Raw genomic sequence first — 16,646 nt, 5'->3', positions numbered from 1 at the left:
TCAAAAATTTATTGACGGTAATGTCAAAAGGCCCATAGATCCAACAAATCGTGTTCAAATCTTGTTTTGGGCAAGTAGTGCTGCTCCAATTCCGAATTAAAAGGTATGGGAGTCTCCAAACTGGCGACCCTCTTAATGGGGCCGTCCAAAAACTCAAAACAATTTTCGGTCACCAAAGCGGAAATATCACTGGCAATACCCCCAAAAAGGCTATCTTCTTGCAGAATGATCAATTTACCCGTTTTTTTTACCGACCTGTAGACACTCTCTATATCCAAGGGCTGTAAAGTCCGTAAATCGAGTAGGTCCGCTTTTATATGACTATGTTTTTTTAATGTATCTAAGGCCCAATGCACCCCTGCTCCATAACTTACTACGGTTATATCGTTTCCTTCCTTAAGTAAATTCGCTTTACCAAAAGGTATGTTATAGGCATTAACGGGCACCTCTTCATAAACGCTTCTATACAGTGCCTTATGTTCAAAAAACAGTACAGGATTCGGGTCTTCGATGGCCGTGGCCAATAATCCCTTTGCATCTGACGGAAAGGCGGGATATACCACTTTTAACCCCGGTGTCTTAGTAAACCAGGCCTCATTGGTCTGCGAATGAAAAGGTCCGGCTGCCACTCCTCCTCCACATGGCATACGAATCACGACATCGGCTTTTTCGCCCCATCGGTAATGGGTTTTTGCCAAATAATTTACAATCGGATTAAATCCGGTACTGGCAAAATCGGCAAATTGCATCTCCACTACCGCTTTCATTCCGTTTATGGACAGTCCCATGGCCGCGGAGACAATGGCAGATTCACAAATGGGGGTATTACGCACCCGCTCTTTCCCGAATAGGTCGACAAAACCGTCCGTAATCTTAAAGACTCCTCCATATTCGGCTACATCTTGCCCCATGACCACAAGGTCGTCAAACTTCTCCATCGCGGCTTTAAGTCCATCAGAAATAGCATCCACCAGTCGTATATTGGTTCTTTTTTCGATAGGTTTAATTTCTTTAAAATCAAATGATTTGTGTACATCACCTATTTCTTTACTTTGATCATAAGAAATATCGGGCGCATTAAATGCCTCTTGCAGATGTTCTTCTATTTCCTGTATTATTTCCGCCCTAAAACCGGCTTCTTCCTCAGGGTCCATCAATTTTGATTCCAATAAATAATTATAGAAATTATCCAACGGATCCTTACGGCCCCATTCTTCCATTAGCTCTTTAGGAACATATTTTGTTCCACTCGCTTCTTCATGCCCACGCATGCGAAAGGTCTTAAACTCCAACAATACCGGTCTCGGATTTTTCCTGATATCTCGGCACAGTTCATCTACCTTGGCATAGACCTCAAGAACATTGTTTCCATCTATAATATGTGATTCTATTCCGTATCCAACACCCTTATCGGCTATATGCTCACATTTAAACTGCTCGTTTACGGGAGTAGAAAGTCCGTAGCCATTGTTTTCTACACAGAACAAAACCGGTAGGCCCCACACGGCCGCTACGTTCAACGCCTCATGAAAATCACCCTCACTGGTACCTCCTTCCCCGGTAAAAACCGCCGTTACTTTTTGCTCCTTTCTAAGTAGATGCGCCAAGGCTATACCATCCGCAACCCCTAATTGGGGGCCCAAATGAGATATCATACCAACAATCTTATAATCTTGGGTTCCGAAATGGAAACTTCTATCCCGTCCATTGGTAAACCCATTTTCTTTTCCCTGCCATTGCGAGAACAATCTAACCAATGGAATATCGCGGGTCGTAAAAACCCCTAAGTTGCGATGCATAGGTAAAATGTACTCATCTTTTTGTAAGGCACTGGCCACACCTACAGAAATAGCCTCTTGACCAATACCACTGAACCATTTGGAAATTTTTCCCTGCCTTAGAAGAATCAACATTTTTTCTTCTATCAGTCTGGGCTTTAACATAGCCTTGTAGAGCCCTATTTTAGTTTGGTCATCTACTTGATAAGTATCAAAGTTCATCTGTAATGCTACCTTATTTTTAAGATTTAGGCATAAATGTAACAAAAAAGCCATCAAACTGTTGCTGTCATAACAGTATAAGATCTGCTCAATTATTTGTAATTTTACTCCCTATTGATAAAACAACAAGATATGAGTTTAGTGCCAAGTGTTGATTTGAATGATTTTATTTCAGGAGACCCAAAGCGAAAGCAAAAATTTGTAAATGAAATAGGAGCTGCTTTTGAAGAAATAGGTTTTGTTGCCCTAGGAGGGCATTTTTTATCAGATGAACTTGTAGACAACCTATATACCGAAATCAAAAAATTCTTTGACCTGCCCCAAGAAATAAAGGATAAGTATGAAATTGAGGGTATTGGGGGACAGCGTGGTTATACCTCTTTTGGAAAAGAACATGCAAAAGGAAGAAAAGAAGGGGACCTAAAGGAGTTTTGGCATTTTGGGCAATATGTAGAAGATGACCCAAAACTAGAGGCTGAATACCCTGACAATGTCATCGTCGAAGAACTGCCAAAATTCAATGAAGTAGGCAAGGAAACCTATAAAATGTTGGAGAAAACGGCAAAATATGTGCTACGGGCATTGGCTTTGCACTTAGAACTCGAAGAAACTTATTTTGACAACTATATTAAAAACGGAAATAGCATTCTAAGACCTATACATTACCCACCCATTACCAGTGAGCCAAAGAATGCGGTAAGGGCCGCGGCACATGGGGACATTAACCTTATTACCCTTTTAATGGGAGCTCATGGAAAAGGCCTACAAGTACAGAACCATAAGGGCGAATGGGTAGACGCCATCGCCAAACCCGACCAATTAATGATCAATGTCGGCGACATGTTGTCGAGGCTTACCAATAACAAATTATTATCTACCATACACCAAGTGGTAAATCCGCCGAGAGAACTATGGGGCACTTCCAGGTATTCGGTACCTTTCTTTATGCACCCGATCAGCGAAATGCCGTTGAATTGCCTTGAGCACTGTATAGATGAGGACCACCCCAAGCAATTTGAAGATATAACGGCCGGAGAATTTCTCCACCAAAGATTGATAGAACTTGGTTTGATCAAAAAATAATTCATGGACTTAAAAGATCAATTAAAAAACCTGTTTCCGGACCACGAACCGGAAGAATCCCAAGAAATCGAAGAAAAGAGCGATATCTGGCTTCAGGACGACCCTATCATCTGTAAGTATGAAAAACGAAAAGGAAAGCCCATTACCATTCTAGAGGGCTATACCGGGGCCGACAGCGATTTTAAAAAGTTGGCCAAGGAACTTAAGACCAAACTTAGTGTAGGTGGCAGTTTTAAAGACGACCGTATTATAATACAAGGGGATTACAGAGATAAGATCATGGTTATTTTAAAGGAAAAAGGCTTTAAAGTAAAGCGTGTAGGAGGTTAAAATACTGACTTCGTAACCGTTACTTATTAGGGTTGCGTCTTTTTATGTTAAAATCTTTTGTTTTTTTACTTTTAACCTTACTTTTAACAATTCAACCAAAAAAATAACACCGGAAAATGAGTTCCCTTCTACACATTACAAATGGAGACAGTTTTACGGAACGTCTAAACAAGCTTAATCTTAAGGGCGATGTCATTACATGGCGAGAAATGCTCTGTGAAGGAAAAACGTTGACCAATGTAGGCAGCGAATCTTTTTGGAAAACCAGGTTTGAATTTCTTAACAAGAACTACAAAGTATCCAAATCTTGGTTTATAGAAAAAACTTTAAAAGAATACAGGTCACTTTGCAACCACAAACAGCAAGATCAAATAGTGCTATGGTTCGAATACGACCTTTTTTGCCAAATTAATATGTTGGCAGTAATCAGTTGGTTGCTCACCCATCGCAAATACGCAGAGATATCACTCGTATGTAGCGGAAAAGAGGATAAAACCGATAAACTATACAGTTTAAACGAACTTTCCGACGAGCAACTTCTTAATAAATACAACAATAGGGTTGTCTTAAACCAAGACGATATCGAGTATGCCGATTATGTATGGCAATTATATTGTAGCAACAATCCTATCAGACTTGAAAATTTAACGGATTTTGAGGATTATCATTTCGATTATTTAGGAGATGCCATAAAAACACACCTAAAACGTTTTCCGAGTATCGCCAACGGACTCAACGAAATGGAAAACAACATTTTACGCGTTGGACTGGATCAAAAACCTAAATCAAAGACCGATTTTCTTAATACCATTCTAAGTAACCAGGGCAATCTTGGTTTTGGCGACACACAATACCAACGTGCACTGCAAAGACTAAAACCATTGTTCACCTCCATGAATCCCGTAAGGCTATCAAAAAAGGGAAAACAAATACTGGAACAACAGACCAACTATTATTCCTGTATACAGGATAACGATGTTTACCTGGGTGGTGCCTTAAAATACAATTTTCTATACAACACGGACTCCAACAGAATTTTAAAGCTGTAACATGTCGTTGAGCCCTTCAGAGCTTGTCACAAATGCCGATGGAAGCATTTACCACCTAAACCTATTACCACAAGACATTGCACACACCATTATTACGGTAGGTGACCCCGAACGTGTAAAAGAAGTCTCAAAACACTTTGATACTATCCAATTAAAAAAGGGAAAACGAGAATTTCTGACACACACCGGTGTACTGAACGGAAAACGGATCAGTGTAATCTCTACGGGTATAGGAACAGACAATATAGATATTGTACTTAATGAACTGGACGCTCTTGTAAACATCGATTTTGAAAGCAAAACACTTAAAGAAAATCGTATACGATTACAAATTGTCCGGATAGGCACGTCGGGAGCGATACAACCCGAAATCCCTATCGATTCATGGCTACTAAGCGAGTATGCCATGGGGTTTGACGGGTTGCTGCATTTCTATGAAAATGATTACGAACAATATCAGGAAATAGAAAATGCCTTTGTTGCCCATTCGCAATGGTCAGAAAAAAAAGCAAGGCCCTATATCATAGATTTTGATAAAGAATTGGCAAAAAAGTTTAGCGATAATCGTATACGATTAGGTTTTACCGCCACCAATACAGGGTTTTACGGTCCGCAAGGAAGAAAGCTAAGACTCTCTCCCTCTATTGATGATTTTACCAACGTGCTATCCAGTTTCAGACACAACAAACACCAAATAACCAATTTGGAAATGGAGACTTCGGGTATTTATGCCTTATCTAAACTCTTGGGTCACCATGCCATATCCCTAAACTGCATATTGGCAAACAGGGTAGCAGGTACGTTTTCGAAAAACCCTTCCGAATCGGTGGAAAAACTTATTAAATTCACACTTCAAAAACTTACATCCAATTGAAATCCGTAAAAATTATCGGTGTTCCCGAACACTTTAATCTACCCTGGCACCTGGCCATCGAAGAAGGTGCTTTTGAACAAAGGGGTATCGATTTGCAATGGACGGATGTTCCTGAAGGGACCGGTAAAATGTGCCAAATGCTGGCCAATGAAGAAACAGACCTCGCTATCATCTTAACCGAAGGAATCATAAAAAGCATTACCGAAGGTAATTCCGCTAAAATTGTCCAAGAATATATCGCCTCTCCCCTATTATGGGGCGTACATGTATCTGCAGATAGCGATTTTAATACACTAAACGACCTAGAGAACAAAAAAGTAGCTATTAGCAGGTACGGTAGCGGAAGTCATTTAATGGCCTTTGTACAGGCCCAGAACAAGGGATGGAATCCGGCTGAATTACAATTTGAGGTCATTAACAACCTTGAAGGAGCGGTAAAGGGTCTCAGAAATGGAGATGCCGATTACTTTATGTGGGAGCATTTTACCACCAAACCATTGGTGGACACAGGTGTTTTTAGAAGATTGGGAGACTGCCCTACCCCATGGCCTTGTTTTATGCTTGTAGGTACCAACAAATTCCTAAATGCCCACAAAAGCCTTGTTCAACACATAGTTGAAGTCATTAATTTGTACACGACGGAATTTAAAAATATTCCGAGTATAGACAAAACATTAGCGAATAGATACCAACAACAGCTAGAAGACATTCAAGAATGGATGGGCATCACTACATGGAGCCAAAAGCAACTTCCAGAGGAAACACTCGAAAAAGTACAGCAAACACTCTTAAACCTAGATCTTATAGAAAAGAAATTGGCTCCCGATGTTTTCTTGCTCCAATAAATTAGGGGGTTAGACCAATTCTAACTCAAAATGCTTATTGATTAGTTTTCTAAAAGTACTGTCAGACAGTGGTTTTTGGGCAAAATCTACAATATGTGGATTCGCAATGGCCTTATCCTTATCCTCTTGGTTATCACTTATGGTAACCAAAACAATAACTATTTGGTCTTTTAATTTTTGAGGCACTTGCTCCTCGTACATTTTCATGAATTCCCAACCGTCTTTGACCGGCATTCGTAAATCCAACATTACCATACAGGGCAACGACAATTTTTCCAGACCTTTATCTAGAATAAAATCCAAACCTTCTTGACCATTAAGAGCTGAGTTTATCTCAATATCCAAGCCTAGTTTATTAATGAAAATAGAATGAAGAAAGTTGCTTGCCTCATCATCGTCTATCAACAAGATAGAGCTTAAGTGATCAAATTTTTTCATGTTAGTAGTTTTTACTTTATTGTTAGTTTCAGTATTTTCTTACCTATTTTTAACGAAAACACTAATTAGAAAACTACCCAAATGACATATTTATTGTACGTACCGATAAAAAAATTATACAAGACTTCAAAACACCAATAAACACCAACCATTATAAGGTTTCATACATTTGCCCAGGTCCACTACAATGCTTTATGCCAAACTGCCCAATTCACCAATACCGCTTCAGGCAATACATGGGCTTAAACAACTTCTTAAGATTTTTTAAGAAAAATATACTTGACAAATAAAACTACCATTTATTAATTTAGAGTGTTATTTTCCGCATAATCTTATTGTTGAATAAAAAGATTTTAAAAACATGAAAACCAAACAGATACCATTTTTTAAAGTATTTTTATTTATCCTATTCATCAGTACCTATTCCGTTACCAGGGCACAAACCTTATACGCCCTTAAAATTGATTATAAAATACGCTCCAAGGCCATTGATATAACGGCCGAGTACCAACCTTATCTGGTAATGGGTACCGATCAAGCACTCGAATTCCGACAAACGGTCGCCCGTTACTTAGTGAAAAAAAAGGCTATCGAAGAAGATGATAGTCTTTCAGAGGCCGCCAAATACACTTTATTAAAAAACCTCTCCAGTAAAGAAACCACCGAAATGGGCCAAGTACTGGAACAGTATAGATGGCAAGAATATATGCGGGTAAAACCCTTTATTCAACCTTTACCTCCAAAACCACAAAAGGCGCGTATGGATGCCATTGCGGACATAGATCTTACCAATTGATAGGCAACTGGCCATTACGGCCTAAAATTTCATTGGCCTTGCTAAAATGCCTGTTACCGAACCAATACCCTCTGTTGGCACTTAAGGGAGAGGGGTGCCCCGAAGTTAGTATGTGATGCCTGTTCTTATCTATCAAGGTCGCTTTCTTCTTCGCAAAACCGCCCCACAGCAAGAAAACCACCCCTTCTTTTTCATCCGATATTGTTTTTATTACGGCATCGGTAAAGGTTTCCCAACCCTTTTTTTGGTGACTCCCAGCTTGGTGTGCCCGCACTGTAAGGGTTGCGTTTAACAATAACACCCCTTGATCGGCCCATCTTTCCAAGTTGCTGCTCTTTGGGTAGGACACCCCTATATCGGTCTCTATCTCCTTAAAAATATTGACCAATGATGGTGGGTGGGGAATGCCGTCCTTAACCGAAAAACAGAGTCCGTTCGCCTGATCGGGACCATGATAAGGGTCTTGCCCAATGATGACCACTTTGGTTTTATCGAACGGGCAATGGTCAAAGGCAGAAAATATATCGCTTCCCTTTGGGTAACAGGTATGTTGGGCGTATTCGTTTTTTACAAATTCGGTAAGTTCAGTAAAATAAGGCTTTATGAACTCAGATTGCAATCTCTCTTTCCAACTTGGATGAATATCAACGGGCATTTTACTGTTTTTTTTGACAAACTTATGGATTTTACCACGCAAAACGATACAAACGACCTCTCTCATCAAAAAACAAAAAAGGATTACGGGCACCCATGAATTTTACATTTCGATCCCAACTAGCTACCTTTGCGACCCATTAAACAATATTGTGGCCAAGATACATTCCAAAACACTTCAAGATTTAGAGTTTCCTACCGTTTTACAACAGGTTGCGGACAGATGTAAAACGGACCTGGGAAAACAGGCCGCGTTGGAAATAATGCCTTTGCCCCATCAGACCCAAATGGAGCTATCGTTGGGCAAAACATCGGAATACCTTTCATCGCTGATCAGCGACAACAAGATTCCAAGTCATGGTTTCGACAGTATCGGCGGAGAGCTTAAGTTGTTAAAAATAGAGAACACCACATTAGAGCTACAAGGTTTTAAACGCATTGCGGGTATCTGTGATACCGTGGCCACCCATCAGAAATTCTTTAAAAAATTCAAGGAATACTTTCCTTTACTACATGAATTTGCCCTAGAACTGGAACCGAACAAAGAAATTCCAGTATTGATTAATAATGTAATCGACCGTTTTGGGGAGGTCAAGGACAATGCCTCCGACAACCTATTCAACATCCGGCGTCAAATGAACCAAGTACGGGGCAAGATAAGCCAGAGCTTCGGCGCGGCACTGGCCAGTTATCAATCTTCGGACTATCTGGACGACATCAGGGAGTCCGTTGTGGAAAACAGAAGGGTCTTGGCGGTAAAGGCCATGTACCGTAAAAAAATAAAGGGAGCGGTTATGGGCACCTCCAAAACCGGAAGTATTGTGTACATAGAACCGGAAGCCGCCTTAAAATACAGCAGGGAACTTAATAACCTCGAATTTGAGGAGAAAGAGGAAATACAACGCATCTTAAACCAACTAACAGATCAAATAAGACCTTTTAGGGCGCTTTTAAGCGATTATCAGGTTTATTTGACCCAGATAGACGTTACGGCCGCAAAAGCAAGATACGCGCAAGATATTAATGCTATAAAGCCTAAAATAAATGCGGAACAGCGCCTTTTCCTGCGAGATGCCTACCACCCTTTGTTGTTTTTAAGCAATAAGAGAAAGGGAGAGAAAACATACCCGCAGACAATAGAACTGCACAACGAAAACCGCATTATCGTAATCTCGGGACCCAACGCCGGGGGAAAAAGCATCACCCTAAAGACCATTGGCCTGTTGCAGGTAATGCTGCAAAGCGGACTGTTGATTCCCGTTCACGAACGCAGCGAGGTTTGTTTTTTTGATAAGATATTGACAGACATTGGCGATAACCAGTCCATCGAAAACCACCTGAGCACATACAGTTACCGGTTAAAGAATATGAACCAATTCTTAAAGCGCTGTAACGACCGCACTTTATTTTTGATAGACGAATTTGGTACGGGTAGTGACCCGGAACTGGGCGGGGCTTTGGCAGAGGCCTTTTTAGAGGTGTTCTACGAAAGGGGCTCCTATGGTGTCATTACCACCCATTACGCCAATTTAAAGGCACTGGCCAATGAACTACCACATGCCACCAACGCCAATATGCTCTTCGATAGCAAAACGCTGGAACCTACCTTTCAATTGATCTTGGGACAGGCAGGAAGTTCTTTTACCTTCGAAGTGGCCCAAAAGAACGGCATCCCCTACTCCCTTATCAACAAGGCCAAGAAGAAGATCGAGCGCGGCAAGGTGCGTTTTGATGCCACCATTGCCAAATTGCAAAAAGAACGCAGTAAAATGGCACAAACAGGCTCTAGATTGCAAGAAGAAGAGTCCAAAGTACGTGAAGAGGCCGCCCGTTTAGAAAAATTGAACGCCAAGATCAAGGCCAAACTAGAGAACTACCAAGAGCTTTACGACCATGATCAGCGTATGATCCAATTGGGCAACAAGGTGAATATTGCGGCGGACAAATATTTTCAAAACAACAAGAAACGCCCATTGATCTCAGAACTTTTACGCATTGTAGAAACAGAGAACAGCAGGCGCAAAAAGAAAACCGCCCAAGAGGCGAAAGCGGAACGCGCTAAAAAGGCGCAGGTGGCCCAAGAGGTACAAAAAGAAGTAAGGGTCATACGCGAAAAAAAGAAAATAGAAAAGAAAAAGGCCATCATCAAAGAAAAGAACAAACCCCGACCTGTCTTTAAGGTGGGCGATAGGGTACGTATGCAAGATGGCAAGGCGGTCGGTAGCATAGATAGCATTGAAAAAGGCAAGGCCATCGTAAATTATGGCATGTTCACCACCAATGTGAGCGTAGACCAACTGGAACTGGTGCAGGCCAAGAAATAATGTCCCCCTCTCCTACCTCACCTAATCAAAATTATTTATTTTCAGGTAGTTATATAAAATCGTATACGATAATAACAGCCGGCATCAAATGGTTGAACCCCACTTGAGCGGCCGACTGCCTGAAATAAAAAGACCTATAAACAGTCTACCTGTTCTATCTTTAAACAGCACCCTAAAAATCCTGTGGTTGCCCTATGACAACTATTACTATCACTGGTGCTGTTACCAATATCGTATTGATATACATCGGCGCCATCTTCGTCCTGTACCCAAATAGTAATATCATAAGCCCCGTTTGGTGGCTGAATGGTCTTGATAGAACCGCTTACATTGCTTGTTTTCCATAAACTTGGATTATCATCGAGATCGGCTTTTGTTACGGAACCATCCGATCCCGGCAATGCATTGTTGTAAGAGATGGCAAATTTGAAGGTGCGTCCTGTATCATTTATAAAATCAACGGTTCTGTGGGTTTTACCTTCGCTGATGCATTCTTCCACTTGATAATCTTCCGTATACCCCATTTTGGCAAGGGTATTATCCTTTAAAAACCGAACGGTATACGAAATGGGAGCTCCAGGATTATCCCTACTATAAACAGCATTTTCCCCTTTTATAATTGGGTATAGGTCACCAAAATTCCTCGCACTTACGGCCTCTGAGGCAACTTCGGCGTTCCCTCCTATTACAATGGTGGTAATGTTGGAACTCGCTAAGATCTCTTTGCTCTTAACTTCTGAATCCACAGAAATATTATTCGATTCGCCCGCAGCATAATCCAAGGCCGCTTCCAGTTCGGTTCCAGTTGCTTGATAGGAAGTTTCCAACCTGAACATAATGATTCTGCCATAACTTACAGATTTAATGTACCCTGGGGGAGCACTTGAATTGAACATGGATTCTATCTCCGAGGCGGAAACATCATCTCCTAAAACAGCCGAGGGGTTGGATGGCGTTCCCATGGAAACGGTATAAAACACCTGTTTGTAAACCATATTGGCCACTTTATTCACCGATGTGCTTTCGTAACTGAGCTGTGAACTAAAATCAGTAGATGCCCACTCTATATTTACGCCAAGGTCCATACTCACTTGTTTGGAGCTGTACGATGTCTTGGAATCCGAAAAAGAACTTGCTTCATTTACATAACCTTCTTGATAGGCATTGGCATTCCACCATTCCAAGGCAATATCAATTCCTGCGTCCACCGAGTTAAAATCCGGATTATCAACAGTAAAATTCCCGTTTTCGCCTATTCCGGGCAGGTCTACTCGAAAGGACAAAGAAGCCCTATCGGGTGCTACGGGGGTCGGAAGTCCATTTCTTAAATTCGCATCTATCTTGACCAAAGCTCCTGGCCAAATAACCCCTGCATTGGGTTTTAAAATGGCAATTTCCTCGTAATTGGTCTTAAGATTGTAATCAGTGGTAGAGCAATTTGTGGTTACATTATTTTCTTCAACGGGAGGAGAATCAACGGTTTCTCCGGGAGTTCGGGCCGTATTGGAGCTGCCCGTGTCCACTACACCCAAAAGTTCATCGGGATTGTACGAAAGGTTGGCCACCACTTCATTTATATCTGCTTTAGCTGTTCCATTAGCAGAATCAAGGCCTCCTGCGCTTTCATCTTTACTACAGGAAAAAAATACAAAACACATTAGTGTTAGCGCTACAAACGGCAGCATGCCTATTCTTTTCATTGTTGCTTTCATAATTGTTTGGTTTTAAAGGTTCAACAGGATCGAAATTAGACAGGTACGCCTCCCAAACCTATTTTTGGGGATGGACAAAGTATGGACAGCTACCATGGACATCGCCCTAAAAACACATGGACAGTACATTTTTTAAAAAGGTGCTTTTAATCGATAAAACCCAACAAATACAACGTCTTACCGGTTTTTAAAAACCATATTTCCATTAAAAAACATAGATTTTATATGGACAGCCCTGATTGCAGGGTGGATAACGGCTCGGCACAAAAGAAAATAATGGGTATATTGCTTTAACAATCAACATTTTATGAGAAATATTTACTTTATATTCCTATGAATCTTTACGATGAACGTATTACCCGACCGTATCCTAAAATCCAAATACCGATCAAAAAAAAATTGGGACTGGATAAAGAAACCGATGTAACCCAATTTTTAAACACATTATGAAAAAGCTCCTTTTCCTTTTCTTGTTTGCCATTTTAAATTGCACCGCACAAGAGCAAGCTACTTTAGATAGCATCTTGAATCAATTCTCAAACCTACATGACAGTCTAAAAATCGACAAGATCAGTGGTGAAATAATGAAGTTTGTTCGGGCAGACTCTTTATTGGTGCATGGACTTATAAGCGAACAAGAAAAAATTGCAAACATTTTGAACAAATCAAAATACTTTGCTGTTTCACAGAAAGACAAAGGCATTATTTTATTTTTAAAAGGCAATTATACGGATGCAAGAATTGCCTATGGCAATGCAAAGAAATTCTACCTTAAAGCGTCCGATTCACTAGGTTATGCACGAATATTGAACAATGAAGCATACATTCTATTTTATGAAGGCAAAATTGAAGAGGCCCAAAAACTAACCCTTACGTCAACTGCGATCAAGGAACGCAACAATGCGCCCGAGAAAGAGTTAATGGCCGGTTTTGTTGCCTTGGGTCAGTACCATACCACTCTTGAAAATTATGATGTATCGCTCTCCTATTACAAAAAAGCCGAAAAAATTGCTGCTGAAAATAAGGACTCGGTAAACCTTATGAAAATTAAGTCCAATATCGGCCTTGCCTTACAATGGCTTAATCGGTATCCCGAATCTTTGGAATATTTCAATGAAAATATCCAATATTATATTAAAAATGGTTTGCCCCATCAGCTTGGAAATGCATACAACAATATAGGAACCACTTTGTTTGAAATGGACAGTCTTCAAAGGGCAAAAGAAATTTTCAACAAAGCCCTCAAACTCAATCTTGAAAACAAGAGCTTTAACAACACGCTTTTTAATTATAATAACTTGGGACGTACCGAATTGAAATTAAAAAATCCAGAAATGGCCCTTGTTCATTTTAAAAAAGCCGGTTCTTTGATCAATACGTACAATTTCAAAATAAGCTTACAGCAGCATTATTTAAATCTGTCCGACACCTATGCTGCCCTAAAAAGGTATAACGAAGCTTATGATTACAGAGTAAAACATCAGGTTATACATGATTCTATCTACAGCAAAGAGAATGCAGACAAGATCAATGAACTGGAGATAAAATACCAAACCGAAAAAAAAGAAGCCGAGATTGCCCTGCAAGACGAAGAGATCAATACGCTCAATGCACAGGCCAAAGTAAATACGCTTACCAAAGGACTCTATGCCGGGGGCATGTTCACCTTTGTAGCCGTTTCAGGGTTGCTTTTCTTCGGATTTAAGCAACGCATCAAAAAGAACCGGATCGCCCGCGAAAAGCAGGAAGAGATCTACAAACAGGAAATTGCCTATAAAAAGAAGGAACTTACTAGCCAGACCCTGCATCTGGTACAAAAAAACACTTTTATACAAGAGTTGATGGAAAATCTGGAAAACATCAAAAACTCGCCCGAGAAGTTTAAAATGGAGTTCCGCCGTATCGTAATGCTCTTAAAGAAAGAAAATGCCTCTGACAAGGACTGGGAGGTCTTTAAGACCTATTTTTCGGAGGTGCACAATGACTTTGACCAAAAATTAAAGACCCTATCGGCCGATATCTCCGAAAAAGAGATCCGATTGGCCGCCTTTCTGCGCATGAACCTGACCACCAAAGAGATTGCGGCCACCATGAACGTATTGCCAGACAGCATCTTAAAATCGAAATACCGCTTAAAAAAGAAGCTGGGCCTGAACAAGGAGACCGACCTAAGTAGCTTCCTCAATGGATTATAAAAAGAGTGGTCGTTATCGGTAAGAAGCTACGACTACTGGACTCAACATCGTACATATAGGATCCTTTGTATTTACAAACGGATAAAAAGAATTTTCGCAAGCACTACGCTTAAAATGTTTTAATTTTAAAAGCAACAAACCGGCCACGGCAACAAAATCTGGGTTGGTAAAATATTTAAACTAAAACTATATATGAAATACTATATAATATTATTTATCACATTTTTAGCTACATTAAATATATCTGCCCAAGACATTACCGGTCAATGGAACGGTGTCTTAAAAGCACAAGGCATAGAATTAAGACTTGTTTTCAATGTTACAAAGACCGACAACGGCTATACTTCAACAATGGACAGTCCCGATCAGGGAGCCAAAGGCATTCCCGTAACCCGCACCACGTTCGAAGAACCGACCCTTACCTTTGCGGTAGACCATATCCAAATGGAATATCAGGGCACCTTAAAAGAGGAGGTCATTGTCGGCACCTTTAAACAAATGGGACAGGAATTTCCTTTGAACCTATCAAGAAAGGCAGTGGAGAAAGAAGCGGTAAAACGCCCCCAAGAACCCATAAAGCCCTATCCCTACCACTCAGAAGAAGTAACCTTTCAAAATACAAAAGCAGGTATTTCTTTAGCGGGCACATTGACCTTGCCCAAAAAAGAGGGTGTTTTTCCGGCCGTAGTGCTAATTTCGGGGAGCGGACCGCAAAATAGGGACGAGGAATTACTGGAACACAAACCCTTTTTGGTCATCTCCGATTATTTCACCAAAAACGGCATTGCGGTGTTACGGTTTGATGACAGAGGGGTCGCAGCATCTACGGGTGATTTTAAGACCGCTACTTCCGCCGATTTTGCCACCGATGTAGAAAGTGCCCTTGCCTATTTAAAAACGAGAAAAGAAATAGACCAAAACAATATGGGGCTTGTTGGGCATAGCGAGGGCGGCATAATTGCCCCTATGGTCGCCTCAAGATCAAAAGACGTAGCCTTTATCGTCTTGTTGGCAGGTACCGGCATACCGGGCGACCAACTGTTATTGCTGCAACAAGAGCGTATTGCAAGGGCCAATGGGGTCTCTGAATCTGACATTAAAAAAGCGAAGGAAACCAATGCAACCCTTTTTACCATGGTCGTTACGGCCAATGATATGGATAAGTTGAAAACCGAGTTGACCCATTCGATTACCGAAGCCATGAAAAATGAAAAGAGTACAGAAACTACAAATAGAACGGCAGAAGATGCTTATGTAGCCATGCAGGTAGATCAAATTACAAGCCCTTGGATGCTATACTTTTTAAAATATGATCCGGCAACCGTACTGGAGAAAGTAACATGCCCGGTTTTAGCGGTAAACGGGGAAAAAGACCTGCAAGTACCTTCGGATATAAATTTGAGCGCCATAAAAAATGCCCTGACTAAAGGAGGCAATAAAAATGTAACCGTAAAGGAATTTGAAAACCTGAACCATTTATTTCAAGAATGCGAAACGGGTGCTCCTAACGAATATGCTACCATTGAACAAACGTTTTCTCCCCTTGCCCTATCGGAAATTACCCAATGGATACTGGCACAGACGCACTAAATACCACCAAGAACAATACAAGTAACTATTTGGCGCGGACAAAATATACCGATTGATATATTTTAAAGATTACAGCTTTCATTGTTGAAAAACTTCAACAAACAAACCTTTCTATCATTGGCGTCCTAGAAAAAATCTCCGAACTTCGTCAACGGTAGCATCTGTCCATAAAGCGGATTTGTTTTGTTTACGGTTGATGCCTGTGCCCCCATAATCAATGCTCACCATGGATAGTACCCTCAATTACATAAAAACCGCAGTTTACGACAAATGTGCACTTACAATGACCGATTTTGAAACCGAAGCAGAAAGTAGGGAGTACAAGGCCTGCCATTATCAATTGAACGGACGCAGCATTTTGGGTAGAAAGGCTAAAACAACACCCAAAAAAGCGGGACAGTTTGTGACCTTTTGGAAAAGAAATGAAAGGGGAATCATTGCCCCCTTTGAAGCAACTGACGAAGTAGAGTTTTATGTCGTGAACGTACAGCAAGATAACAAACTGGGGCAGTTTGTTTTTCCGAAATCGGTACTGATCCAAAAAGGAATCATGTCCACCCCAGGGAAAGACGGAAAAAGAGCGTTTCGGGTATATCCGAAATGGGATGTTGTAAGCAACAAGCAGGCGGAACGCACCCAAAAATGGCAACTGGACTATTTTTATGAAGTCAATACATTAACAGACCTTAAAAAGGTGCAAGTATTGTACGGATTGGAATAATCGCTATAAATAACACCGTACAGAACACTACATAA

General features: G+C 40.8%; 14 protein-coding genes. 10 read left to right on the top strand and 4 right to left on the bottom strand.

Features of this window, described 5'->3' with window-relative positions:
* Positions 1–23 precede the first annotated feature (23 nt).
* On the bottom strand, positions 24–2,000 hold the full coding sequence (locus tag AB657_RS03515; protein ID WP_047247780.1) for an alpha-ketoacid dehydrogenase subunit alpha/beta: 1,977 nt from the start codon (positions 1,998–2,000) through the stop codon (positions 24–26).
* A 132-nt stretch (positions 2,001–2,132) separates the two neighbouring features.
* Between AB657_RS03515 and AB657_RS03510 the strand changes: the two genes are divergently transcribed.
* The 5 genes from AB657_RS03510 (at position 2,133) to AB657_RS03490 (ending at position 6,181) form a co-directional block, all read left to right on the top strand.
* Complete coding sequence (locus tag AB657_RS03510; RefSeq protein ID WP_047245228.1) at positions 2,133–3,083, top strand: isopenicillin N synthase family dioxygenase; 951 nt, start codon at positions 2,133–2,135, stop codon at positions 3,081–3,083.
* Between the two features lie 3 nt (positions 3,084–3,086).
* Positions 3,087–3,413, top strand: a complete 327-nt coding sequence (locus AB657_RS03505) for a translation initiation factor (RefSeq protein WP_047245227.1) — start codon at positions 3,087–3,089, stop codon at positions 3,411–3,413.
* 116 nt (positions 3,414–3,529) lie between these two features.
* On the top strand, positions 3,530–4,462 hold the full coding sequence (locus AB657_RS03500) for a DUF1835 domain-containing protein (RefSeq protein WP_047245226.1): 933 nt from the start codon (positions 3,530–3,532) through the stop codon (positions 4,460–4,462).
* Position 4,463: 1 nt separating this feature from the next.
* Entirely contained in the window at positions 4,464–5,336 is an 873-nt protein-coding gene (locus AB657_RS03495) for a nucleoside phosphorylase (RefSeq protein ID WP_047245225.1), read from the top strand.
* Positions 5,333–6,181, top strand: a complete 849-nt coding sequence (locus AB657_RS03490; protein WP_047245224.1) for a substrate-binding domain-containing protein — start codon at positions 5,333–5,335, stop codon at positions 6,179–6,181. The genes AB657_RS03495 and AB657_RS03490 overlap by 4 nt, the downstream gene beginning before the upstream one ends.
* 9 nt (positions 6,182–6,190) lie before the next feature.
* Here the strand turns inward: AB657_RS03490 and AB657_RS03485 are convergent, their stop codons facing one another.
* Positions 6,191–6,619 (bottom strand): response regulator, encoded by a 429-nt coding sequence (locus AB657_RS03485; RefSeq protein WP_047245223.1) that lies wholly within the window; start codon positions 6,617–6,619, stop codon positions 6,191–6,193.
* A 361-nt stretch (positions 6,620–6,980) separates the two neighbouring features.
* Here AB657_RS03485 and AB657_RS03480 point away from each other — a divergent pair, with 361 nt between their 5' ends.
* Complete coding sequence (locus tag AB657_RS03480; RefSeq protein WP_047245222.1) at positions 6,981–7,415, top strand: hypothetical protein; 435 nt, start codon at positions 6,981–6,983, stop codon at positions 7,413–7,415.
* On the opposite strand, the gene AB657_RS03475 is transcribed toward AB657_RS03480, so the two are convergent.
* Positions 7,405–8,070, bottom strand: a complete 666-nt coding sequence (locus AB657_RS03475) for a uracil-DNA glycosylase (protein ID WP_047247779.1) — start codon at positions 8,068–8,070, stop codon at positions 7,405–7,407. The two genes, AB657_RS03480 and AB657_RS03475, sit on opposite strands and share 11 nt — an antisense overlap.
* Before the next feature lie 151 nt (positions 8,071–8,221).
* On the opposite strand from AB657_RS03475, the gene AB657_RS03470 reads away from it, so the two are divergent.
* Positions 8,222–10,393 (top strand): endonuclease MutS2, encoded by a 2,172-nt coding sequence (locus AB657_RS03470; protein WP_047245221.1) that lies wholly within the window; start codon positions 8,222–8,224, stop codon positions 10,391–10,393.
* Between the two features lie 134 nt (positions 10,394–10,527).
* On the opposite strand, the gene AB657_RS03465 is transcribed toward AB657_RS03470, so the two are convergent.
* The gene (locus tag AB657_RS03465; protein WP_084696368.1) at positions 10,528–12,105 is read right to left on the bottom strand and encodes a thiol-activated cytolysin family protein; all 1,578 of its coding nucleotides are present in this window, start codon (positions 12,103–12,105) and stop codon (positions 10,528–10,530) included.
* A 446-nt stretch (positions 12,106–12,551) separates the two neighbouring features.
* Here AB657_RS03465 and AB657_RS03460 point away from each other — a divergent pair, with 446 nt between their 5' ends.
* The 3 genes from AB657_RS03460 to AB657_RS03450 all read left to right on the top strand — a co-directional run bounded on the left by AB657_RS03460 (position 12,552) and on the right by AB657_RS03450 (position 16,611).
* A complete protein-coding gene (locus AB657_RS03460) occupies positions 12,552–14,300 on the top strand; it encodes a tetratricopeptide repeat protein (RefSeq protein WP_052958612.1) in 1,749 nt (582 codons plus the stop codon).
* 192 nt (positions 14,301–14,492) lie between these two features.
* A complete protein-coding gene (locus AB657_RS03455) occupies positions 14,493–15,890 on the top strand; it encodes an alpha/beta hydrolase family protein (protein WP_047245219.1) in 1,398 nt (465 codons plus the stop codon).
* A 226-nt stretch (positions 15,891–16,116) separates the two neighbouring features.
* The gene (locus AB657_RS03450; protein WP_047247777.1) at positions 16,117–16,611 is read left to right on the top strand and encodes a MepB family protein; all 495 of its coding nucleotides are present in this window, start codon (positions 16,117–16,119) and stop codon (positions 16,609–16,611) included.
* Positions 16,612–16,646: the final 35 nt, after the last annotated feature.

The sequence above is a fragment of the Maribacter thermophilus genome (genome assembly GCF_001020565.1).
Taxonomy (GTDB): Bacteria; Bacteroidota; Bacteroidia; order Flavobacteriales; family Flavobacteriaceae; genus Maribacter; species Maribacter thermophilus.
This window is presented reverse-complemented; position numbering and strand designations above follow the sequence as displayed.